The following is a 21,300-nucleotide window of genomic DNA, read 5'->3' as shown; positions in this document are numbered from 1 at the left end:
TAACTGTATTTTTTCAGTGCGTCTGTGCGCCGCCATGGCTCAACCCGGTTGCAGCGTGGCAAACAGGCTCACCGCCAGCAGCGCCAGCGCCGCCAGCACGATTTCTGCCAGCGTAGTACGGATAAACAACTGCTGTGCCCGCTGACCGCTGCGCTGAAAACGCGGCACCAGCCAGTAGCGGTTAACCAGCGCGATCAGCGTCATAGCGGCCACCAACGCGACTTTTACCAGCAGCAGCTGACTGTAGAGGCGGAAGCTGGCCGGTGGCCAGCCGAGCAGCAGCAGCGAGTTCAGCACACCGCTCAGCACCACCAGCGCGACCGCCAGATGGCCGTAACGGGAGAAGCGCATCAGGGTGCGGATGGCATCATAGCGGTGGGCCACACCACGCGCTTCGCGCATTACCACCACCAGCGGCAGCAGGCCGCCGGCCCAGAACGCCGCGCCGATCAGGTGCGTCATCTGGTTAACCCGCTGAACGCCCCCTGCCCAGCCGTCCAGCATCGCCGCGTGGCCGACAAACGCCAGACCGGCCAGCTGCAGCAGCGCCATCAGCAACAACAGGCGCTGGCCTGCGGCACCGCGCAACAGCCAGGCCAGGCAGCCGCACAGCGCAAACAGGCACTGCCACTGCCAGACCCGGCCAAAGCCGGTGTTCAGCACCGCCTGCCAGACCTCCGCGCTGAGCATATCGCCCCAGCCGTCGCCCATCAGCCCGGTCTGGGCCGTCAACAGCAGCAGCGTGCTCATCAGCGTCACGCCGCTGGCGGCGGCCATCAAGGGGCGTAAACGCCCGCTCAGATGCGGCCGATAGCGCGAAGGCGCCAGCAGGACGGTGTAAAACCCGGCCCCCGCCAGCGACATCAGCGCGCCAAAGTGCAGCCAGCGGCAGAGGATATAGAGCGCGGTCAGCGACATGTTACTTCACGGAGAAGCGGTAGCTTCCTTTGGTCTTGTGGCCGTCCACGGAAAGCACGTGCCACTTCACCTGGTAGCTGCCGCTGGTCAGCGGTTTTTCCAGCGGCACGATCAGCTGATTGTGCATTTTCGCGTCACGCTGCGCCTTGCCCAGCGCCACCGGCTGTTGATTTGCGGCAGCGACGTCCAGGCCGCTAAAGGCGGGCTCGATATCTTCCGAGAAGGTCAGCGTCAGCGCCTGCGGCGAGGCGGTAACCACGGCGTCGGCGGCCGGATAGTGGGTTTTCAGATGAGCATGAGCGGCGGCCTGTTGCGCGAACAGCGCGGCAACCAGCAGCCCGGAGACCCTGCAGAAATTACGCATATTGCTTAATCATCCATAACGGGACGCAGCACGTCGCTGCCTGAGGCCGAAAGAATACCCCGCTTAAAAACGGGTGTCGAGGCGACAGCGGCGATCAATTGGCCGCTAAACTTGCTAATCCGTGCCTTCTGCATTATTTTCTGCCGCAGACTAGCAGGAGAAGATCATGAGTAACAATCTGGCAACATTACCGCAGCAGGAAAAGGACAAAATCAACGTCGAGCTGGCCGCCGCCGGCGTGGCGTTTAAGGAACGCTACAATATGCCGGCGATCGCCGAGATGGTGGAGCGCGAGCAGCCGGAAGCGCTGCGTGACTGGTTCCGCCAGCGGCTGATGCACTACCGGCAGGCGTCGTTGTCCCTCTCCCGACTGCCGTATGAACCGAAACAGAAATAGCGCGCGGCGGCCCCCGCCTCCCGCCTCCCACACCGACGTTTCAATCTAAACAAAAACAGAGTCGTGCGTTTCGTTCACGTCCGACTTGCGTTACGCTGTCAGCCTCTGCTTCAGGTTGAAAGGTAAGGTCAATGTCCGGCTGGAATATCGCTGCTGCACAGTCAGGCTCGCGCGCGGGCAATATCACATGGAATATTGAGCACCACCTGGCGTTTATCCGCCAGGCTGCCGAACTTAACGTCGATCTGCTGGTGTTCCCGGAGCTCTCGCTGACCGGCTATGAGCTGCCGCTGATGGTGGAGCTGGCGATGGCCGCGGACGATCCCCGCCTGCAGGTGTTTGCGGACGCAGCACAGCAGTACGGGATGAGTATCTGTGTTGGCCTGCCGTTGAAAAACCAGCAGGATGTGATGCTCTCTGCCGCCACCTTCCTCGCGGACGGCACGCGTTTTGCCTACAGCAAGCGCAACCTGTTTGGCGACGAGCGGCAGATTTTCAGCCAGGGCAGCCCGGTGCCGATGTTCGGCCAGCCGCAGCAGAACGTGGTGCTGGCGATCTGCGCCGACATCAGCGTCGAACAGTTCGCCCGCGACGCCGCGCAGCAGGGGGCCGATCTCTATGCCACCAGCGTGCTGGTATCAGAAAAGGGATATGAAGCCGACTGCGCGCTGCTGGCCCGCTGGTCAGAGACGTATCAGATGGCGGTACTGATGGCCAACCATGCCTGGCCGACCGGCGCCTACGTCTCTGCCGGCAAGAGCGCGTTCTGGAGCCCCGACGGGCAGCAGGTGGTGCGCGGTGGCGACGGTGAGCAGCTGATTATCGCCCGCCGCCGGGGCAGCCAGTGGCACGGCGAAGTGCATGCGCTGCACGCCACGGCGGAGCGCTAGAAAGGAGTGAGTATGTTACGAGTGATCGACACCGAAACCTGCGGCCTGCAGGGCGGCATTGTCGAAGTGGCCTCGGTGGACGTGGTCGACGGGCAGATCGTTAACCCGATGAGCGACCTGATCCTGCCGGACCGGCCAATTGGCCGCCAGGCGATGGCCATTCACCGCATTACCGAAGCGATGGTGCGCGGCAAGCCGACCATCGAGCAGGCGATCGGCCGTTATCACGGCAGCGCGTTTTACGTTGCGCACAACGCCAGCTTTGACCGGCGGATGCTGCCGGAGATGCACGGAGAGTGGATCTGTACCATGACCCTCGCCCGCGCGCTGTGGCCGGGGCGCAAGTACGGCAACCAGGCGCTGCGCGAGTCGCTGCAGCTGGAGGTGTCACCGCCGCCGGAGCTGCACGCTCACCGGGCGCTGTACGACTGCTACGTCACCGCCGCGCTGCTGATACGCATCATGGACTACAGCGGCTGGGATGCTGCGGAAATGCTGCGCCGCATGCAGGTCAAAGGCTCGGTCAACAGCCTGCCGTTTGGTAAGTATCGCGGGCAGAAGGTTGACGACGTGGCGAAAAAAGATCCGGGATACTGTCAGTGGATGCTGAAAAATATCCCGGACCTGAAGCCCGACCTGCGCGGTGCCCTGCTGCGCGCCTTAAGCGCCGCCGATTAAGCGGCCGGGCCGGCGAGCGTTCCGTTCGCCAGCCCAATCAGGAAGGCGTACTCCAGCGCCACCTCTTCCCACACCTTATAACGCCCTGATTTGCCGCCGTGGCCGGCATCCATATCGGTGTGCAGCACCAGCAGATGGTCATCAGTTTTCAGCTCACGCAGTTTTGCCACCCATTTGGCCGGCTCCCAGTACTGTACCTGCGAGTCGTGCAGCCCGGTGGTCACCAGCAGATGCGGATAGGCCTGCGCGGTGACGTTGTCGTACGGGCTGTACTGACGAATATAGCGGTAGTACTGCTCGTCGGCCGGGTTGCCCCACTCATCGTATTCGCCGGTGGTCAGCGGAATGCTCTCATCCAGCATGGTGGTCACCACGTCAACAAACGGCACCTGAGCCACCACGCCGTGGAAGCGCGCGGGCTGCTGGTTGATCACCGCGCCCATCAGCAGGCCACCGGCGCTGCCGCCCATCGCGTACAGTTTTGCCGGATCGCCGTAACCCTGTGCCACCAGCGCCTCGGTCAGGTCGATAAAGTCGTTAAAGGTGTTCATCTTGTTCAGCAGACGGCCGTCGTCATACCACTGCTGCCCCATCTCGCCGCCGCCGCGGATATGGGTCAGGGCGAAGACAAAGCCGCGGTCGAGCAGGCTGAGGCGGCTGGCGCTGAAATCCGCATCCATGCTGCTGCCGTACGAGCCGTAGCCGTAGACCAGCAGCGGGTTGTGGCCCGGTGTATAGCTGTCCTGGCGGTAAACCAGCGACACCGGCACCTCAACGCCGTCGCGCATGGTCACCCAGTGGCGCTCGCTGCGGTAACGCGTGGCGTCAAAACCTTTCACCTCGGTCTGCTTCAGCACGCTGCGTTCGCCGCTGTCCATATCCAGCTCGTAGAGGGTATCCGGCGTGGTCATCGACGAGTAGCCGTAGCGCAGCTTGCTGGTCTCCGGCTCCGGGTTGTGGCCCACCCAGGTAACGTAGGTCGGATCGTCGAAGGCGATACGCACCTCTTTGCCGTTCTGCCAGTGGATCTGCCGCAGGCTGGTCAGCCCGCGCTGGCGCTCTTCCACCACCAGCCAGTCGCGGAACAGGCTGTAGCCCTCCAGCACGATATCCCCCCGCGGGGCGATCACCGGCTGCCAGGCCGCGTCATCCGCGGTTGCGCTGCGGTAAAGGCCAAAGTTTTTCCCGTCGCGGTTGGAGCGGATAAAGAACTGCTGCTGGTAGTGATCGACGCTGTACTCATGATCTTTACGCCGCGGGCTGAACAGCTGCGGCTGCGCCTGCGGATCGCCGGCGTCCAGCAGCAGGATCTCGCTGGTGGTACTGCTGTTAAGCGAGATGGCGATGTACTGCTCAGAGGTGGTTTTATATACGCCGACGTAAAAGGTATCGTCCGCCTCTTCATACACCAGCTGGTCCTGCTGCTGCGGGGTGCCGAGGGTATGTCGCCACACCTGGTACGGCAGCAGCGTCTGCGGGTGCTTACGCACGTAGTAGAGCGTCTGCGAGTCGTTGGCCCAGGTCATGCTGCTGGAGACCTGCTCCAGCACCTCGTCATACTGACGATCGGTGCTGAGATTACGCAGGCGAATGCTGTAGATACGGCGTGAGAGGAAATCCTCCGCCAGCGCCAGGATCTGATTGTCGCGGCTGATGGCCATGCCGCCCAGCGTATAGAATTCGCTGTCCGCCGCGCGCTGATTGCCGTCGACCAGCGTCTGCCACTGCTCCGGCGTGGCGGTATCCGCCGGCTGGCGGCTGTGGATCGCGTACTCGTTGCCCTCTTCAAAGCGGCTCTGGTAACGCCAGCCGCGCTTCACATAGGGCACCGACTGGTCACGCGGCGGAATACGATCGACAATCTCTTTCAGCAGCTCGGCCTGCAGCGCCTGCTGCGGGGCCAGCAGCTGCTGACCGTAATCGTTCTCAGCCTGCAGCCAGGCCAGCACTTCCGGGTCAGCGCGCTGGTCGTCACGCATCCAGTAGTAGTTGTCGGTACGGGTTTCACCATGCAGGGTCATCTGATGGGGGATTTTTTTCGCTAATGGAGGGGTCATAGTCTCTTCGCGGTTGCTGTGCCTGTCTGAAAGACTGGCAGTAAGCGGACGAAATGCCAAGGAATTATGCGGGTGGGAACACAAAAAGGTCGGGCGACGGGAAATCGCCCGGGTCAGCGTCAGCGTCAGCGTCAGCGTCAGCGTCAGCGTCAGCGTCAGCGTCAGCGTCAGGCAGTCAGTTTCAGTTTCTCTTCGCGGATGTCACCCAGAATCGAATCCCGCACGTCCTGCGGAATGTTCAGCGCGTCACCCAGCGCCTGCAGGTAGCTGCGCTCCATAAAGTGGTCGGCGTCAATCACCAGGTTGCTGAGGAAATAGACCTCCAGCGCCTCTTCTTCATTTTTGACATCCGCGGCCAGCCGCTGTGGATCCAGCGGACGCTCAATCGCCTGCTGCACCAGCCGTTCGGCCTGTTCGCCGAGGCCCGACTGGCGGATATGTTCATCGATGGCCTGACGCTCTGAGCTGTCGATATGGCCATCGCTTTTGGCGGCAAACACCAGCGCTTCAATCAGCCGTTCGGCGCGGCGGTCCACCGGCGTGCTCTGCTGACCGAACTGCGGCTGGTCGCGGTGGGTTTCGCTGACCCGCTGCTTGTACCTGTTCCACAGCACCGCACCCGCCGCCGCGCTACCGCCAATGATCAGCGCATTTTTGCCGTACTTAGCCAGCAGATTACGTGACGACTTGCTGGCAATCAGCATGCCCGCCAGCCCGCCCAGCGCGCCGGGAGCCAGCATTTTGCTCAGCCCTTCCCCGCCGGAGGATTTACCCGCCTTACCCAGTACCGATTGAATCTGCTGTAACCAGTTGCTCATAGTGGTTCCTTCTGGCCGAAAAACACCACAATAGGCGAAGGCGCGTCAGGAAACGTCAAAGGATGCAAAGGCCGGTTAAAGAAGATGCCGCCATAGCGCTTTCGGGCGCTGAACTTGCCGGACCGCTACAGGGCTTCTACTCTGTACTACCTGGTTCGTAAGTTTTCAGGAGCATTGATGACGCAGCACGCTTCCCCGCTGTTTCTTAACACCATTCTCACCGGCGGCACGCCGCAGCAGAAGCTGCGTGCGGCGAAGTCAGCGGGCTTTGATCAGGTTGAACTGTGGCAACAGGATGTGCAGGCCGCCGGCGGGGGGGTCTTCACGCTGGCGCCGCTGCTGCACGAACTGCAGCTGGGACTGGCCGACTATCAGGTGTTGCTGGATTTTGACGGCGCGCGCGGCGACAAACGTGAGGATAAGCGACGTGAGGCGCTGACGATGATGGACAACGCCGTTAAGCTGAGAGCAAACACGATACTGACCCCAGCCTCCACCGATCCCTGCTGCGATGCCGGCTGCGTACTGCAGGATCTGCGCTGGCTGACGGCACAGGCGGCAGAGCGCGGGTTGCGGGTCGCCTATGAAGCGATGGCCTGGAGCCAGCATATCAACACCACCGATGCAGCCTGGCAGCTGATACAAAAGACCGGCGCCGCTAATATCGGGCTGGTGGTGGATGCCTTTCATATTTTCGCCGGTGGGCGCACACTTCAGGATCTGACGGGGATCCCGGCGGAAAAAATTTACCTGGTGCAGCTGTCGGATCTTAGCGCCCGGCCGCAGAAAAACCAGCTGGTTGAAACCGCGCGTCACCACCGCCTGTTGCCCGGTGAGGGAAACTTCCCTTTAACATCGCTGCTGCAACACCTGAAAACGCTGGATTACCGCGGGCCAGTCGGGCTGGAGGTATTTAATGACGAGCGTCACGCAGCCGATGCGCATCTGACGGCTGACGCGGCAATGCAGTCACTGCGCAGGGTGCTGGACACCGCAGGCTATCGATCGTGAAAAAAGCTCCCCCGCCAGCAACAGCCGATCTGCACAGGCGGCAAAGTATTTGTCCGGGAGCCGGAATAGCGCTGACATCATCAGGCAGACGGAGACGTGCGGGCAGAGAGGCACAGGTGGCCGGGGATCCGGCCAGCCATGAAGTGGCGATACCCGTCATTATGCCGACCGGACGCCCGGTCAGCCATCAGGCCGATTTTACCGCGCGCAGCGTAGTGGCGTCGTCTTCGGTGCTGTCGCTGCTCTCTTCCGGCAGCTTGCCGCTGCGCAGGATATGCTGCAGGGCATCTTTATTCTCCGCCAGGAACAGGCCCAGCGCCTCGCCCTGCTGTTCGTCCAGTTCAAGCTGGCTGGTGGTTAACCAGTCAGAGAACACTTCCGCCATATCGAGCATTTTGTCGTACGCATCGGCTTCCTTCTTGCTGGCAAAAGTCATCTTTTCCTCACCTTTTCTGACGACAACGTATTTAATCTCAACAGCCATGATGTTCACTCCGGTTAACTGTGTTTATATACAGTATAACAGCAACGGTTTTTTGACTCAAGCTTCCCGTAACGGATGATCGCGCAAACGTTTTCGTTTATACTGCGCGCGTTATTTTTCATCCAATCAGGTAGACATTATGACGACTTTAGGAACCGCGCTGCGCCCTGCTGCGACACGCGTAATGCTGTTAGGATCGGGCGAACTGGGTAAAGAAGTGGCCCTGGAGTGCCAGCGTCTTGGGGTGGAAGTGATCGCCGTCGATCGCTATGCCGATGCGCCAGCGATGCACGTGGCTCACCGCAGCCACGTTGTCAATATGCTGGACGGTGCCGCGCTCGCCGCGCTGGTTGCCCTTGAGAAGCCCGACTTTGTAGTGCCTGAAATTGAAGCCATCGCTACCGATATGCTGATTGAGCTGGAAAAGCAGGGCCAGCACGTGGTGCCGACCGCCCGCGCCGCTAAACTGACCATGAACCGCGAAGGCATCCGTCGCCTGGCGGCTGAAGAACTGGCGCTGCCGACCTCAACCTACCGTTTCGCCGACAGCCACGCGGCGTTTCTCGCCGCCGCCGATGAAATCGGCTTCCCGTGCATCGTCAAGCCGGTGATGAGCTCGTCCGGCAAAGGCCAGAGCTTTATCCGTGATGCGGCTCAGCTGGATGCGGCCTGGGAGTACGCCCAGCAGGGCGGCCGCGCCGGTGCCGGGCGGGTGATTGTCGAAGGCGTGGTGAAGTTCGATTTCGAAATCACCCTGTTGACCATCAGTGCGGTAGACGGTATCCACTTCTGCGCGCCGATCGGCCACCGTCAGGAAGAGGGCGACTATCGCGAATCCTGGCAGCCGCAGCAGATGAGCGCGCTGGCGCTGGAACGTGCCCAGGCAATCGCAGAAAAAGTGGTCACCGCCCTCGGCGGCCGCGGCCTGTTCGGCGTCGAGCTGTTTGTCTGTGGTGATGAAGTGGTGTTCAGCGAAGTGTCACCGCGCCCGCACGATACCGGCATGGTTACGCTGATCTCGCAGGACGTTTCCGAATTCGCCCTGCACGTGCGCGCCTTCCTCGGCCTGCCGGTTGGCGGCATTCGCCAGTACGGCCCGTCGGCCTCGGCGGTGATCCTGCCGGAGCTGGACAGCGACAACGTACAGTTTGGCAATCTCTCCGCCGCGCTGGGTGCCGGCCTGCAGCTGCGCCTGTTCGGCAAGCCGGAAGTGCGCGGTCAGCGTCGTATGGGCGTAGCGCTGGCCACCGGCGACAACGTTGATGAAGCGGTCGCCCGCGCGGTGGCGGCAGCGGCCAGCGTGAAGGTCAGCGGCTAACGCCGAATCCGGGGCGGTGTGCGCCGCCCCGAAAATCACCTGCGCTCGTCACTGCCGCGCGCCGGCCACCGCTTCCCGCGCCAGCTGCGTAATCCGCTGATAATCTCCTGCTTCCAGCGCGTCCAACGGCACCAGCCAGGATCCACCGATGCACAGCACGCTGTTCAGCGCCAGATAGTCACGATAGTTGGCCGGGGAGATACCGCCGGTCGGGCAGAAACGCACCTGCGGGAACGGGCCAGCAATCGCCTGCAGCGCCTTCACGCCGCCGTTGGCTTCCGCCGGGAAGAACTTGAATTCCCGCAGCCCGTAATCCAGCCCGGTCATCAGCTCCGATACGCTACTGATGCCCGGAATAAGCGGCAGCGGCCCGTCGACGGCGGCACGCAGCAGCGGTTCGGTTAAGCCCGGGCTGATAGCGAACTGCGCGCCGGCGTCGGTCACCTGTTGCAGCTGCTGCGCGTTCAGCACCGTGCCGGCCCCGACTATCGCTTCCGGCACCTCGCGCACCATCGCCTGCAGCGCCTCCAGCGCGTAGGGGGTACGCAGGGTAACCTCCAGCACGCGGATCCCCCCTGCCACCAGCGCTTTCGCCATTGGCACCGCGTGCGCAACGTCGTTGACCACGATCACCGGTACCACCGGGCCCGTCTCCAGGATCTGGCGGGCGCTGATTTTCCAGTTACTCATTGCTCAGTCTCCTTGTAATAAAAAAACCCGCCGTAGCGGGTTTCAGAACATCAGCAGATTACTCGAACTCGTTCCACGAACGGCCGTCGCGGGTGATCATCGCCACCGATGCGACCGGGCCCCAGGTCCCGGCCTGATAAGGCTTCGGCGCTTCTTTATCCGCAGACCAGGCGTCCATGATGGAGTCAACCCACTTCCAGGCCTCTTCCACTTCGTCGCGGCGCACGAACAGCGCCTGAATGCCGCGCATGGTTTCCAGCAGCAGGCGCTCGTAGGCGTCCGCCAGGTGCGACTGATTGAAGGTCTCAGAGAAGCTCAGATCCAGCTTGGTGGTCTGCAGGTTGTGCTTGTGATCCAGGCCCGGCACTTTGTTGAGGATCTGGATTTCCACGCCCTCATCCGGCTGCAGACGAATGGTCAGTTTGTTCTGCGGCAGTTCCTGCCAAGAGTCTTTGAACAGGTTCAGCGCCGGGTTCTTGAAGTAGACCACCACTTCTGAACATTTGGTCGGCAGTCGCTTACCGGTGCGCAGGTAGAACGGCACGCCCGCCCAGCGCCAGTCGTCGATATCCACGCGGATCGAGACGAAAGATTCGGTGTTGCTGTTCTTATTGGCACCCTCTTCTTCCAGGTAGCCCGGTACTTTTTTGCCCTGCACGAAACCGGCGGTGTACTGGCCGCGCACGGTTTTTTCACGCACGTTGGTGTGGTCAATGCGGCGCAGTGAACGCAGCACCTTCACTTTCTCGTCACGGATGCGGTCAGCCGACAGATCGGCCGGCGGTGACATGGCGATCATGGTCAGCACCTGCAGCAGGTGGTTCTGGATCATATCGCGCATCTGGCCGGCCTGGTCGAAGTAACCCCAGCGGCCTTCGATTCCCACCTCTTCCGCCACGGTGATCTGCACGTGGTCGATGGTACGGTTATCCCAGTTAGAGGCAAACAACGAGTTGGAGAAGCGCAGCGCCAGCAGGTTCAGCACCGTCTCTTTGCCGAGATAGTGGTCAATACGGAACACCTGGCTCTCTTCGAAGAACTCACCGACCTGGTCGTTAATTTCCTGCGAGGTCGCCAGTGAAGTACCCAGCGGCTTTTCCATTACCACGCGCGCCGGCTTGGCATTCAGCTTTGCCTGGCCAAGGCCTTTGCAAATTGCGCCAAAGGTGCTTGGCGGCATGGCAAAGTAGTTGATAGTTACGCGTTTTTTCTGGTCAAGCATTTTGCCCAGGCGCGGGAAGTGGCTGCTGTCGTTAACGTCCAGGTTGCAGAAATCGAGACGGCTGCTGAGTTTATCCCACAGCGCTTCATCGATTTTTTCCTTCATGAAGGTTTCCAGCGCCTCACGCACTACCTTGGTGTAGGCTGCTTTATCCCACTCAGCACGGCCAACGCCGATGATGCGGGACTCTTCATGGATCTGTCCGGCTTTCTCCAGTTGATACAGAGAGGGCAACAGTTTCCGGCGCGCCAGGTCGCCTTTGGCACCGAAAATCACCAGATCGCATGCCTGAGCTGTTTGTGTAACCGCCATTTCATTCTCCTCGTTGCAGGATTAGCCCGTCCTGGTGATTCCGTAAGTGGACAGACTCTTATTGTAATTTTGTTTCAATACAATGTACTGCTTTGCCCGGTGCGCGTAAACCAGGGCAGGCCACTCTGGCACAATGTATTCAGTTATCGGGCAATATACCGCCCCACCTTCCGGGCGGGCGATAAATTATGCGTAATTTTCCATCGTTTTTGTTACCGTTATTACCGTTGTGAAATCTGACCCAGCTCAAACTCTGGTAAAAAATGGGCCTTTTATCACGTTCCTGGTTGCCTTCATTCGCATAATGCGTTGTATATTCTCTACAAAATGAGATTGATTTCACCTGTGATTGAAATCGGCAAAATGTATGAGTAAATATCTCTATGAATGTATTGGAAAAAATTCAATCTCAGTGGGAAAAACTGAGTAAATCTGAACGCAAAGTCGCCGAAGTCATTCTCGCTTCCCCTTCCACCGCCATGCACTCCAGCATCGCCACGCTGGCGCGGGCCGCTGCGGTCAGTGAACCGACGGTGAACCGCTTCTGTCACCGGCTTGGCACCCGCGGCTTCCCGGATTTCAAACTGCAGCTGGCGCAAAGCCTGGCCAACGGCACGCCTTATGTCAGCCGCATTGTCGATCAGGATGACGGCGTGGACGCCTACTCCAGCAAGATTTTCGAGTCGGCGATGGCCGGGCTGGATCAGGTCAGACAGGGGCTGGACACCCAGGCGGTAAACCGCGCCGTTGACCTGCTCACCCAGTCAAAAAAGATCGCTTTTTTTGGTTTGGGTGCCTCCGCCGCGGTAGCGCACGATGCAATGAATAAATTTTTCCGCTTCAATGTACCGGTTTTCTATTCTGATGATATTGTGATGCAGCGCATGAGTTGTATCAACAGCGGAGAGGGAGACGTGGTGGTGTTGATTTCGCATACCGGCCGCACCAAATCGATGGTTGAACTGGCCCGCCTGGCGCGGGAAAACGACGCAACGGTGCTGGCGATCACCTCCCCCGACTCGCCGCTGGCCCGCGAAGCCTCCCTGGCCCTGGAGCTGGACGTCCCGGAGGATACCGACATCTACATGCCGATGGTCTCCCGCCTGGCGCAACTGACGCTGGTCGACGTGCTGGCCACCGGCTTCACCCTGCGGCGCGGTGCCAAATTTCGTGACAACCTGAAACGGGTTAAGGACGCATTAAAAGAGTCCCGTCTGGATAAAGACGGCCCGCTTGCCCGCTCCCGTGAATGAATTTAAGCAGCAGTCCCGTAAGGGCCAGCCTGGCCCTTAACCTGAAACGACAGAGTCAGCCTGGTTGTGCCTGCACCTGCAGTACAACGTTTAAAGCCAACGGAGTTATACATGTCAAGACGTCTCAGAAGAACCAAGATTGTAACCACGCTTGGGCCTGCCACCGACCGCGATAATAACCTGGAAAAGATCATCGCTGCGGGCGCCAACGTTGTTCGTCTGAACTTCTCCCATGGTACCGCGGAAGATCACCAGTTGCGCGCCGACAAAGTGCGCGCCATCGCCAGCAAATTAGGCCGCCACGTGGCGATCCTCGGCGATCTGCAGGGTCCTAAAATTCGCGTATCCACCTTTAAGGAGGGCAAAGTCTTCCTCAACATCGGTGAGAAATTCCTGCTGGATGCCAGCATGGGTAAAGGCGAAGGCGACAAAGAGAAGGTCGGCATTGACTATAAAGGTCTGCCGGCGGACGTGGTCCCGGGTGATATCCTGCTGCTGGATGACGGCCGCGTGCAGCTGAAGGTGCTGGAAGTTCAGGGCATGAAGGTGTTCACCGAAGTCACCGTCGGCGGCCCGCTGTCGAACAACAAAGGGATCAACAAACTGGGCGGCGGCCTGTCAGCAGAAGCGCTGACCGAAAAAGACAAGGCCGACATTCTGACGGCGGCGAAAATTGGCGTTGACTACCTGGCCGTCTCTTTCCCGCGCTGCGGCGAAGATATGCACTACGCGCGCCGCCTGGCGCGTGAAGCAGGCTGCGATGCGAAGCTGGTCTCTAAAGTTGAGCGTGCAGAAGCCGTCGCGTCTCAGGAAGCGATGGATGACATCATCCTTGCCTCTGACGTGGTGATGGTCGCCAGGGGCGACCTGGGCGTTGAGATCGGCGATCCGGAGCTGGTGGGTATTCAGAAAGCGCTGATCCGACGCGCCCGTCAGCTGAACCGCTCGGTGATCACCGCCACTCAGATGATGGAATCGATGATCACCAATCCAATGCCGACCCGTGCCGAAGTGATGGACGTGGCGAACGCCGTGCTCGACGGCACCGATGCGGTGATGCTGTCGGCAGAAACCGCGGCGGGCCAGTATCCGGCGGAAACGGTGTCAGCGATGGCCAAAGTATGCCTGGGTGCTGAAAAGATCCCCAGCATTAACGTCTCCAAACACCGCCTCGACGTGCAGTTCGACAATATCGAAGAAGCGATTGCCATGTCGGCGATGTACGCCGCCAACCACCTGCAGGGCGTCACGGCGATCATCACCATGACCGAATCCGGCCGTACCGCGCTGATGACTTCGCGTATCACCTCCGGCCTGCCGATCTTTGCCATGTCACGCCACGAGCGCACGCTCAACCTGACCGCCCTGTACCGCGGCGTCACCCCGGTTTACTTTGACAGCAATAACGATGGCGTGGCGGCAGCCCACGACGCCGTCAACCTGCTGCGTGACAAAGGGTTCCTGGTCTCCGGCGACCTGGTGATTGTCACCCAGGGCGACGTCATGAGCACCACCGGCACCACCAATACCAGCCGCGTGCTGCGCGTCGAGTAAAAGCAACTCACGGGGGCTCCTGCAGCGTCAGGCGCCCCCGGATGACCCTCATTGCGTTCTTTGATGTCAGTAACCTTCCCGCGACGCCTTCACTCTACGGCGCAACGGCGTAGCCGTTTACTGCTGGCCCAGCGGCTTTCACACAAAAAAAATCGGTAAAGCAGGTCTCCCTGATTTACCGATCGTGCAGGCCGGAAAGAGTCAGTTGCAGCACTCAACGCGGTACAACCTGCCCTGCCGCGGACTCTTAACGGGTTGTCGAGGTCGTAGTGGTGGTCGTGGTGCCGGTATTGGAACCATCACCGCCGCCAGAAGATGCGATAAATACCCCCGCCAGCGCAGCGACGACACCCACACCCACGGCAGTGGAGGTACCCGTTGACATAGCAGCCGCGTCAGATCCCGCTGCCACTCCCGTTTCTGTAGCGGCAGAAGCGCCCGCAGCCAGAGATGACATTAATAAAAACAATGCTATTTTTGCCTTCATTGAGAACCCTTGCAAAATGGGGTGGATAGGATTAGGAGTTCATTCTTTTTAATTCAAGGAAAGTGCCGTTTTACAATAGCACAGTACAAACGGTTGCCTGATTTTTTTATCTCAACGCAAGATGTTGTAATATATTGGGTTTTTTGAAGATACAAGGTAATGAAAAAGTGAACTTAACGCAAATCATTGATTTCATTTATTTTGATTAAATGATTTTAAGAATTTTCTTATGCTGTTTTTTTTCGAATATGCTAGCGAAGGCATGTAAGGAACAATTCGTCACTCTCATTAGCCGCGCCAAACAATACGCATGCTAACTATTACGGACGGCAACGCAGAGCCACTCTCGCGTTACATCCTCATAATAATGCAGCATCTTTCGTATAAAATGCGCTATCTTAGCGCTCCGCCAAAGCAGAGCGGGAACGACCGATACATCTACGGAAGGAGCCAGAATGGCATCAACCACCCCTGTTTCAAGCCTCACGCGCAGGCATATTATTTTCCCCCTGTCGCTGGTGTTATTTGAGTTCGCTACCTATATCGCCCACGACATGATCCAGCCCGGCATGCTGCTGGTCACCCGTGAGTTCAACGTCGGCCCGGAGTGGGTCTCCTCGTCGCTGACCGCCTATCTGATCGGCGGGATTGTGCTGCAGTGGCTGCTCGGCCCGCTGTCGGACAAGCTGGGCCGGCGCCCGGTGATCCTTTCCGGCGTCGCCTTCTTTGTACTGACCTGCATCGCCACCCACTGGGTGCAGAGCATTGAACAGTTTGTATTACTGCGCTTTCTGCAGGGGACCAGCCTGTGCTTTATCGGCGCCGTCGGCTATGCGGCAATTCAGGAAGCCTTTGATGAGAAACTGAGCGTCAAAATCATGGCGCTGATGGCCAACGTGGCGCTGCTGGCCCCGCTGATTGGCCCGATTGCCGGCGCGGCGTTCCTGGAATTTGGCGAATGGCGCAACATGTTCTGGCTGTTCGGCATCGTCAGCGCCGTGGCGCTGGTGGGCCTGTGGCGGGCGATGCCGGAAACCGCAGGCGATCCGCTGATGAAGATCTCCGCCGGCTCGCTGGCCCGCGGCTACCGCACCCTGCTGCGCGACCGCCAGGTGATGAGCGGCTCGGTGGCTATCGGCCTGGTCAACATTCCCGGCCTCGCCTGGGTGGCGCTGGCGCCGGTGGTGCTGATCCACGATGAAGGGCTGACGCGGATTGAGTATGCGCTGCTGCAGCTGCCGGTGTTTATTGCCATGATCGGCGGTAACTTTACCCTCAGCCTGCTCTCCGGCCGGCTGGCGATTGATAAGCCGCTGCGGCTGGGAGCCTGGCCGCTGATCGGCGGGCTGCTGATTGCTACCGTTGCCACGCTGATAAACCCGCACAGCTATCTGTGGCTGACCGCCGGTCTGAGCCTGTACGGCTTTGGCACCGGGCTGGTGAACGCCGGGCTGTACCGGCTGACCCTGTTCTCCAGCAGCGAAGGGAAAGGTAGCGTGGCGGCGATGCTGGGAATGGTGTCGTTAAGCCTGTTTACGCTGGGGATTGAGCTGGTGAAATGGGCCTATTTCAGCCTGGGTACCGGCGGCTTCAGCGTGGTGACGCTGGCGCTGATCCTGATATGGCTGGTGCTGGTCAGGGCTTTCCTGCGCGAATGGCAGCGCCGTTCGGTGCTGAATCCGTAAGCCGCCGGCGGCTTACGGATGTAAAGAGCCGCTGTACGGCGGCTCTATTTTTTCGGGTAGAGCTCGTCGCGATCGTAGGGTTCAACTTCGCCCGGCCGGCGGGTTTTCAGCAGCTTGAGGATCCAGGTGTACTGTTCCGGGTTCGGGCGAACCAGGTGTTCCACCTCTTCATTCATCCGCCGCGCCAGCGTAACGTCGTCGGCTTCCAGCAGGTCGTCCATCGGCTCACGCAGAAAGATGTCGAGGCTATGCGTCTTCACGTCATAGACCGGGAACAGCGGCACCACCCGCGCGCGGCACACCTTCATCAGCCGCCCTACCGCCGGCAGGGTCGCCTTATAGGTGGCAAAGAAATCGACAAATTCGCTGTGCTCGGCACCGTGATCCTGATCGGGCAGGTAGTAGCCCCAGTATCCCTGACGCACCGAGCTGATGAAGGGTTTGATACCGTCGTTGCGCGCGTGCAGGCGGCCACCAAAGCGGCGGCGCACCGCGTTCCAGATGTAATCCATCACCGGATTGCGCTGATTGTGGAACATCGCCGCCATCTTCTGCCCTTCACAGGCCAGCGCCATCGCCGGGATATCCACCGCCCAGCCGTGCGGCACGAGGAAGATCACGTTCTGACCTTCATCACGCATCTGATCAATCTGCTGGCGGCCGTGCCAGCGAATGCGCGTCAGCGCTTTTTTCGGGCGCAGCGCCAGTTCGGCCATCATCACCATCGACTGCGGCGCGGTGGCAAACATCTGGTCGATAATCGCTTCCCGCTCGGCTTCGGAGCGCTCAGGCAGGCAGTACAGCAGGTTGATCTGCGCACGGCGGCGGGCGCTGCGGGCAATTTTGCCGGCAAAACGCCCCAGGCCACCCAGCAGCGGATCGCGCAGCCGCGGTGGCACCAGCGCAATGCCGGCGCAGGCGCCAATCGCCAGCCAGCTACCCCAGTGGCGGGGAGCTAAAAAGGATTTCTGAAAGACGGGAATAAACTCCGTAGGACTTTTTTTACTCTTTTCCATGCACCGGCCTCAAACAATAAGGGGCTAATGATAGTGCTGACGGGCAATAATGCAATCAATTCCCCTTATCTTTCAGCATGTCGGATTGCTGAAGGGAAAATAGCAGAGAAGCAGGGCTGCCCGCCAATAAAAAAACCGGTGAAAACTCCACCGGTTTTTCTGACGCGTTTCGGCCTACTTAAGACGCAGCTGCGGAACCACTTCACGCACCTGCGCGAGATAATCACTGCGGTCTTTACCGGTCAGACCTTCCATCCGCGGCAGCTTGGCCGTCAGCGGGTTAACCGCCTGATTGTTGATCCAGATTTCAAAGTGCAGATGCGGCCCGGTAGAACGCCCGGTGTTACCCGACAGCGCAATACGATCGCCGCGCTTAACCTTCTCGCCCGGTTTCACCAGCAGCTTTTTCAGATGCATGTAACGCGTCGTATACTGGCGGCCGTGGCGAACCGCCACGTAGTTACCTGCGGCACCGCTGCGCTTCGCCACGATCACCTCACCGTCGCCGACCGCCAGCACCGGCGTACCAACCGGCAGGGCAAAATCCACCCCTTTATGCGGAGCAATACGCCCGGTGACCGGGTTGAGACGACGCGGATTAAAGTTGGAGGAGACGCGGTACTGTTTCACCGTCGGGAAACGCATAAAGCCACGCGCCAGGCCGGAGCCGCTGCGGTCGTAGAACTTACCGTCTTCCGCACGGATGGCATAATAGTCCTGGCCACCGCTCTGCATGCGCACGCCTAACAGCTGGCTCTGCTCGTTTTTGCCGTCCAGCACTTCACGCGACATCAGCACCGAGAACCGGTCGCCTTTGCGCAGCTTGCGGAAGTCCATCTGCCACTGCAGCGACTTGATCACCGCGCTGATTTCACCGCTGGTTAACCCGGCCTGTTTAGCACTGGTGACAAAGCTGCCGTTAACCACGCCGCTCAGTACGTTGTTCTGCCACTCACCTTTTTGCATTTCCGACGAGCGACGGAAACCGTCACCGCTGCGGTCGTAGGTACGGGTTTCACGGCGGGAGACTTCCCACGTCAGGCGCTGCAGCTGGCCGTCATCGGTCAGCGTCCATGACAGCTGTTGGCCGATCTTCAGGTTACGCAACTCTTTGTCGGCTTTCGCCAGCTGGCCGATTTCTGACATATCAATGCCATACTGGTTCAGTACGCTGCTTAACGTATCACCGGTAGAAATGACGTAGTCATGCGTTCCGGCTTCGTTCGGCACGTCTTCGTCGATTTCATCTTTCGGGGCATCATCTTCGGGCTCAGGGGTGTCCTGATCAAGGGGTTCGCTGGCCTCGGGCAGCAGCGTGCGCAGCTCGTTTTTATCCAGCTCGATAGTTTTGACGATCTGGCTTTCGTGGCCCGGATGATAGACGTAAGGCCGCCACACGGTGACGGCCAGAGTAACGACGGTCAGCGACCCCAGCAGAATGCGGTGAGGTCGTGGTAAGTTATTGAACGCTAAGGCGACAGCGCGGGATATCTGCTGCACTAAAGTTTCCTCTATTCTCCTTTCAGGCAGCTCGAATACTGGCTGGACAACTGCGAGAGGAATGTCACATAGCTGTCTTTACCTGGCATGATATTGGTGCCGAGGGGATCAAGCGTACCTGAACGCACGCTGGTCCCTCTGGCTACCGCCTCGATCACGGCCGGCCTGAATTGTGGTTCAGCAAAGACGCATGCGGCCTTCTGCTCAACCAGCTCTGTTCGTATTTGATGTAAACGCTGCGCGCCCGGTTGGATCTCAGGGTTGACGGTAAAATGCCCCAGCGGGGTCAAACCGTAGTGTTTTTCAAAGTACGTGTAAGCGTCGTGAAAAACGAAGTACCCTTTACCTCTGACCGGTGCCAGCTGATTACCGATTTTCGCATCGGCTGACGACAACGCTGCCTCAAAGTGCTGCAGGTTCGCGTCAAGTTTGGCCTTGCTTTGCGGCATAAGTTCCAATAATTTTGCATGGATTGCAACCGCAGTTTTCTTAGCTATCTCCGGTGACAACCACAGATGCATATTGTACTCGCCATGATGGTGGTGGTGCTCATCCTCACCGGCGCCGTGAGCATGGCCTTCATGCTCCTCTTCCTCGTCTTCACCGCCCTTCAGCAGCAGCGCTTTTACGCCGTCGATCTGCACCATTTCGAGGTTTTTTTGCGCCGGTAATGCGGCGGCAGATTTGGTCATAAAGGCTTCCATCTCTGGCCCAACCCACACCACTAAATCCGCGCCCTGCAAGCGTTTTACGTCAGATGGACGCAACGCGTAATCGTGCTCCGAGGCGCCGTCCGGCAGCAGAACCTCAACCGGGGTGACCCCGTCGGCAATGGCGGCAGCGATAAAGCCGACCGGCTTCACCGAAGCGACCACGGCGGCATGGGCTGCAGGGGCGATCGCGGCGGCCAGACCGAGGCCAGCAAGCAGAGAAGTGAGACGCTTATTTTTATGTAACATAATGATACTTTCCATCGTGAAGTGCAGATGGATTGTGATATTATAACATCCTAAAGTTTTCGCAACCTGTAATCGACATGTCATCTCTGATTGCCCTTAAAAACATTTCGGTCTCGTTTGGCCAGCGTAACGTCCTGTCCGGCGTGTCGCTGGATCTGCAGCCCGGCCGTATTCTGACCCTGCTTGGCCCGAACGGTGCCGGTAAGTCAACGCTGGTGCGGGTGGTGCTCGGCCTGGTCGCCGCTACCTCCGGCAGCGTGACCCGAGCCGAACAGCTGCGCATCGGCTACGTGCCGCAAAAGCTGCACCTCGACGTCACCCTGCCGCTGACCGTTGAGCGCTTTATGCGCCTGCGTCCCGGGGTCAAAAGCAGCGATATCCTGCCGGCGCTGAAGCGCGTGCACGCCGCCCAGCTGCTTCACTATCCGCTGCAGAAACTCTCCGGCGGCGAAATGCAGCGCGTGCTGCTGGCGCGTGCCCTGCTCAACCAGCCTCAGCTGCTGGTGCTGGATGAACCCACGCAGGGGGTGGACGTCAACGGGCAGGTGGCGCTGTACGATCTGATCGACTGCCTGCGCCACGAGCTCAACTGCGGCGTGCTGATGGTTTCCCACGATCTGCACCTGGTGATGGCCAAAACCGATGAGGTGCTGTGCCTTAACCAGCACATCTGCTGCTCCGGCACGCCGGAAGCGGTTTCACGTCATCCGGAATTTATCTCAATGTTTGGCCAGCGAGGCGCTGAGCAACTGGCGATCTACCGCCATCACCACAACCACCGTCACGACCTGCAGGGGCGGATCGTTTTGCGCAAAGGATTTGGCCGTCATGATTGAACTGTTGTTACCCGGCTGGCTGGCGGGGATGTTGCTGGCGCTGGCCGCCGGTCCGCTGGGCTCGTTTGTGGTCTGGCGCCGCATGTCCTATTTCGGCGATACGCTGGCGCACGCCTCGCTGCTCGGCGTGGCGTTTGGCCTGCTGCTCAACGTCAGCCCGTTCTATGCGGTGATTGCGGTGACGCTGCTGCTGTCGCTGGTACTGGTGTGGCTGGAACGCCGTCCGCATCTGGCGATTGATACGCTGCTGGGGATTATGGCGCACAGCGCGCTCTCCCTTGGTATGGTGGTGGTGAGCCTGATGTCCAACGTGCGGGTGGACCTGATGGCCTATCTGTTTGGCGACCTGCTGGCCGTCAGCCCCGCTGACCTGCTGACCATCGCGTCCGGCGTGGTGGTGGTGCTCGGCCTGCTGGCGTGGCAGTGGCGTGCCCTGCTGTCGCTGACCATCAGCCCGGAGTTGGCGCAGGTCGACGGCGTCAATATCCAGCGCACCAAAATGATCCTGATGCTCATTACCGCGCTGACCATCGGCGTGGCCATGAAGTTTGTCGGTGCGCTGATCATCACTTCGCTGCTGATTATCCCGGCCGCCACCGCCCGCCGCTTCTCACGCTCGCCGGAGCAGATGGCGGGGCTGGCGGTAGTGGTCGGCATCCTGGCGGTAACCGCCGGCCTGACCTTCTCCGCCTTCTACGATACCCCGGCCGGCCCTTCCGTGGTGCTGAGCGCAGCGGCGCTGTTTATGCTGAGCATGGTGAAGAAGCCGGCGGTGTAAACGACCTGTACCGGTGGACACGTCACCGATCGGGCTTAACCGGGTAAGACCCGTTAAGCCAATAAAAAAACGC

Annotated in this window: 21 protein-coding genes; 10 read left to right on the top strand and 11 right to left on the bottom strand. The window is 59.8% G+C overall.

Features of this window, described 5'->3' with window-relative positions; genetic code table 11:
• Positions 1 to 39: 39 nt before the first annotated feature.
• On the bottom strand, positions 40 to 918 hold the full coding sequence (gene copD / locus NV64_RS08190; RefSeq protein ID WP_101505719.1) for a copper homeostasis membrane protein CopD: 879 nt from the start codon (positions 916 to 918) through the stop codon (positions 40 to 42).
• A gap of 1 nt (position 919) precedes the next feature.
• On the bottom strand, positions 920 to 1,282 hold the full coding sequence (gene yobA / locus NV64_RS08185) for a CopC domain-containing protein YobA (RefSeq protein ID WP_101505718.1): 363 nt from the start codon (positions 1,280 to 1,282) through the stop codon (positions 920 to 922).
• A gap of 166 nt (positions 1,283 to 1,448) precedes the next feature.
• Here yobA and NV64_RS08180 point away from each other — a divergent pair, with 166 nt between their 5' ends.
• The 3 genes from NV64_RS08180 (at position 1,449) to exoX (ending at position 3,247) form a co-directional block, all read left to right on the top strand.
• On the top strand, positions 1,449 to 1,679 hold the full coding sequence (locus NV64_RS08180; RefSeq protein ID WP_056241938.1) for a DNA polymerase III subunit theta: 231 nt from the start codon (positions 1,449 to 1,451) through the stop codon (positions 1,677 to 1,679).
• 131 nt (positions 1,680 to 1,810) lie between these two features.
• Positions 1,811 to 2,569 carry a carbon-nitrogen hydrolase family protein gene (locus NV64_RS08175; RefSeq protein ID WP_101505717.1) on the top strand — a complete coding sequence of 253 codons (759 nt, stop codon included), beginning with the start codon at positions 1,811 to 1,813 and terminating at the stop codon, positions 2,567 to 2,569.
• A 12-nt stretch (positions 2,570 to 2,581) separates the two neighbouring features.
• Positions 2,582 to 3,247 (top strand): exodeoxyribonuclease X, encoded by a 666-nt coding sequence (gene exoX, locus NV64_RS08170; RefSeq protein WP_101505716.1) that lies wholly within the window; start codon positions 2,582 to 2,584, stop codon positions 3,245 to 3,247.
• Here exoX and NV64_RS08165 read toward each other — a convergent pair.
• Positions 3,244 to 5,304, bottom strand: coding sequence for a S9 family peptidase (locus tag NV64_RS08165; protein ID WP_101505715.1), 2,061 nt, complete (start codon positions 5,302 to 5,304; stop codon positions 3,244 to 3,246). The genes exoX and NV64_RS08165 overlap by 4 nt on opposite strands.
• Positions 5,305 to 5,471: 167 nt before the next feature.
• Positions 5,472 to 6,122, bottom strand: coding sequence for a tellurite resistance TerB family protein (locus NV64_RS08155; protein WP_056241926.1), 651 nt, complete (start codon positions 6,120 to 6,122; stop codon positions 5,472 to 5,474).
• 177 nt (positions 6,123 to 6,299) lie between these two features.
• On the opposite strand from NV64_RS08155, the gene NV64_RS08150 reads away from it, so the two are divergent.
• Complete coding sequence (locus tag NV64_RS08150) at positions 6,300 to 7,133, top strand: sugar phosphate isomerase/epimerase (protein ID WP_101505713.1); 834 nt, start codon at positions 6,300 to 6,302, stop codon at positions 7,131 to 7,133.
• Between the two features lie 187 nt (positions 7,134 to 7,320).
• On the opposite strand, the gene NV64_RS08145 is transcribed toward NV64_RS08150, so the two are convergent.
• Positions 7,321 to 7,617, bottom strand: coding sequence for a YebG family protein (locus NV64_RS08145; RefSeq protein ID WP_101505712.1), 297 nt, complete (start codon positions 7,615 to 7,617; stop codon positions 7,321 to 7,323).
• 139 nt (positions 7,618 to 7,756) lie between these two features.
• Between NV64_RS08145 and purT the strand changes: the two genes are divergently transcribed.
• Positions 7,757 to 8,935, top strand: coding sequence for a formate-dependent phosphoribosylglycinamide formyltransferase (purT, locus tag NV64_RS08140; protein ID WP_101505711.1), 1,179 nt, complete (start codon positions 7,757 to 7,759; stop codon positions 8,933 to 8,935).
• Between the two features lie 48 nt (positions 8,936 to 8,983).
• Here the strand turns inward: purT and NV64_RS08135 are convergent, their stop codons facing one another.
• Both NV64_RS08135 and zwf read right to left on the bottom strand, forming a co-directional pair.
• On the bottom strand, positions 8,984 to 9,625 hold the full coding sequence (locus NV64_RS08135) for a bifunctional 4-hydroxy-2-oxoglutarate aldolase/2-dehydro-3-deoxy-phosphogluconate aldolase (protein ID WP_101505710.1): 642 nt from the start codon (positions 9,623 to 9,625) through the stop codon (positions 8,984 to 8,986).
• A gap of 58 nt (positions 9,626 to 9,683) precedes the next feature.
• On the bottom strand, positions 9,684 to 11,159 hold the full coding sequence (gene zwf, locus NV64_RS08130) for a glucose-6-phosphate dehydrogenase (RefSeq protein WP_056241915.1): 1,476 nt from the start codon (positions 11,157 to 11,159) through the stop codon (positions 9,684 to 9,686).
• A 383-nt stretch (positions 11,160 to 11,542) separates the two neighbouring features.
• Between zwf and NV64_RS08125 the strand changes: the two genes are divergently transcribed.
• Positions 11,543 to 12,412 carry a MurR/RpiR family transcriptional regulator gene (locus NV64_RS08125; RefSeq protein ID WP_101505709.1) on the top strand — a complete coding sequence of 290 codons (870 nt, stop codon included), beginning with the start codon at positions 11,543 to 11,545 and terminating at the stop codon, positions 12,410 to 12,412.
• A 111-nt stretch (positions 12,413 to 12,523) separates the two neighbouring features.
• Entirely contained in the window at positions 12,524 to 13,966 is a 1,443-nt protein-coding gene (pyk, locus tag NV64_RS08120) for a pyruvate kinase (RefSeq protein ID WP_056241908.1), read from the top strand.
• 247 nt (positions 13,967 to 14,213) lie between these two features.
• Here the strand turns inward: pyk and yjbE are convergent, their stop codons facing one another.
• Positions 14,214 to 14,453, bottom strand: a complete 240-nt coding sequence (gene yjbE / locus NV64_RS08115; RefSeq protein WP_072166474.1) for an exopolysaccharide production protein YjbE — start codon at positions 14,451 to 14,453, stop codon at positions 14,214 to 14,216.
• Between the two features lie 455 nt (positions 14,454 to 14,908).
• On the opposite strand from yjbE, the gene NV64_RS08110 reads away from it, so the two are divergent.
• The gene (locus NV64_RS08110) at positions 14,909 to 16,138 is read left to right on the top strand and encodes an MFS transporter (RefSeq protein WP_101505708.1); all 1,230 of its coding nucleotides are present in this window, start codon (positions 14,909 to 14,911) and stop codon (positions 16,136 to 16,138) included.
• Positions 16,139 to 16,182: 44 nt separating this feature from the next.
• Here the strand turns inward: NV64_RS08110 and lpxM are convergent, their stop codons facing one another.
• The 3 genes from lpxM to znuA all read right to left on the bottom strand — a co-directional run bounded on the left by lpxM (position 16,183) and on the right by znuA (position 19,613).
• On the bottom strand, positions 16,183 to 17,154 hold the full coding sequence (gene lpxM / locus NV64_RS08105) for a lauroyl-Kdo(2)-lipid IV(A) myristoyltransferase (protein ID WP_101505707.1): 972 nt from the start codon (positions 17,152 to 17,154) through the stop codon (positions 16,183 to 16,185).
• Positions 17,155 to 17,328: 174 nt separating this feature from the next.
• Entirely contained in the window at positions 17,329 to 18,654 is a 1,326-nt protein-coding gene (gene mepM, locus NV64_RS08100; RefSeq protein ID WP_056241898.1) for a murein DD-endopeptidase MepM, read from the bottom strand.
• Positions 18,655 to 18,665: 11 nt separating this feature from the next.
• A complete protein-coding gene (gene znuA / locus NV64_RS08095) occupies positions 18,666 to 19,613 on the bottom strand; it encodes a zinc ABC transporter substrate-binding protein ZnuA (RefSeq protein WP_056241891.1) in 948 nt (315 codons plus the stop codon).
• 77 nt (positions 19,614 to 19,690) lie between these two features.
• On the opposite strand from znuA, the gene znuC reads away from it, so the two are divergent.
• Both znuC and znuB read left to right on the top strand, forming a co-directional pair.
• Complete coding sequence (gene znuC, locus NV64_RS08090) at positions 19,691 to 20,449, top strand: zinc ABC transporter ATP-binding protein ZnuC (RefSeq protein WP_056241888.1); 759 nt, start codon at positions 19,691 to 19,693, stop codon at positions 20,447 to 20,449.
• A complete protein-coding gene (gene znuB, locus NV64_RS08085; protein WP_101505706.1) occupies positions 20,442 to 21,227 on the top strand; it encodes a zinc ABC transporter permease subunit ZnuB in 786 nt (261 codons plus the stop codon). Before znuC ends, znuB begins: the two co-directional genes overlap by 8 nt.
• Positions 21,228 to 21,300: the final 73 nt, after the last annotated feature.

Source organism: Erwinia sp. B116, assembly GCF_002865965.1.
Taxonomy (GTDB): domain Bacteria; phylum Pseudomonadota; class Gammaproteobacteria; order Enterobacterales; family Enterobacteriaceae; genus Erwinia.
This window is presented reverse-complemented; position numbering and strand designations above follow the sequence as displayed.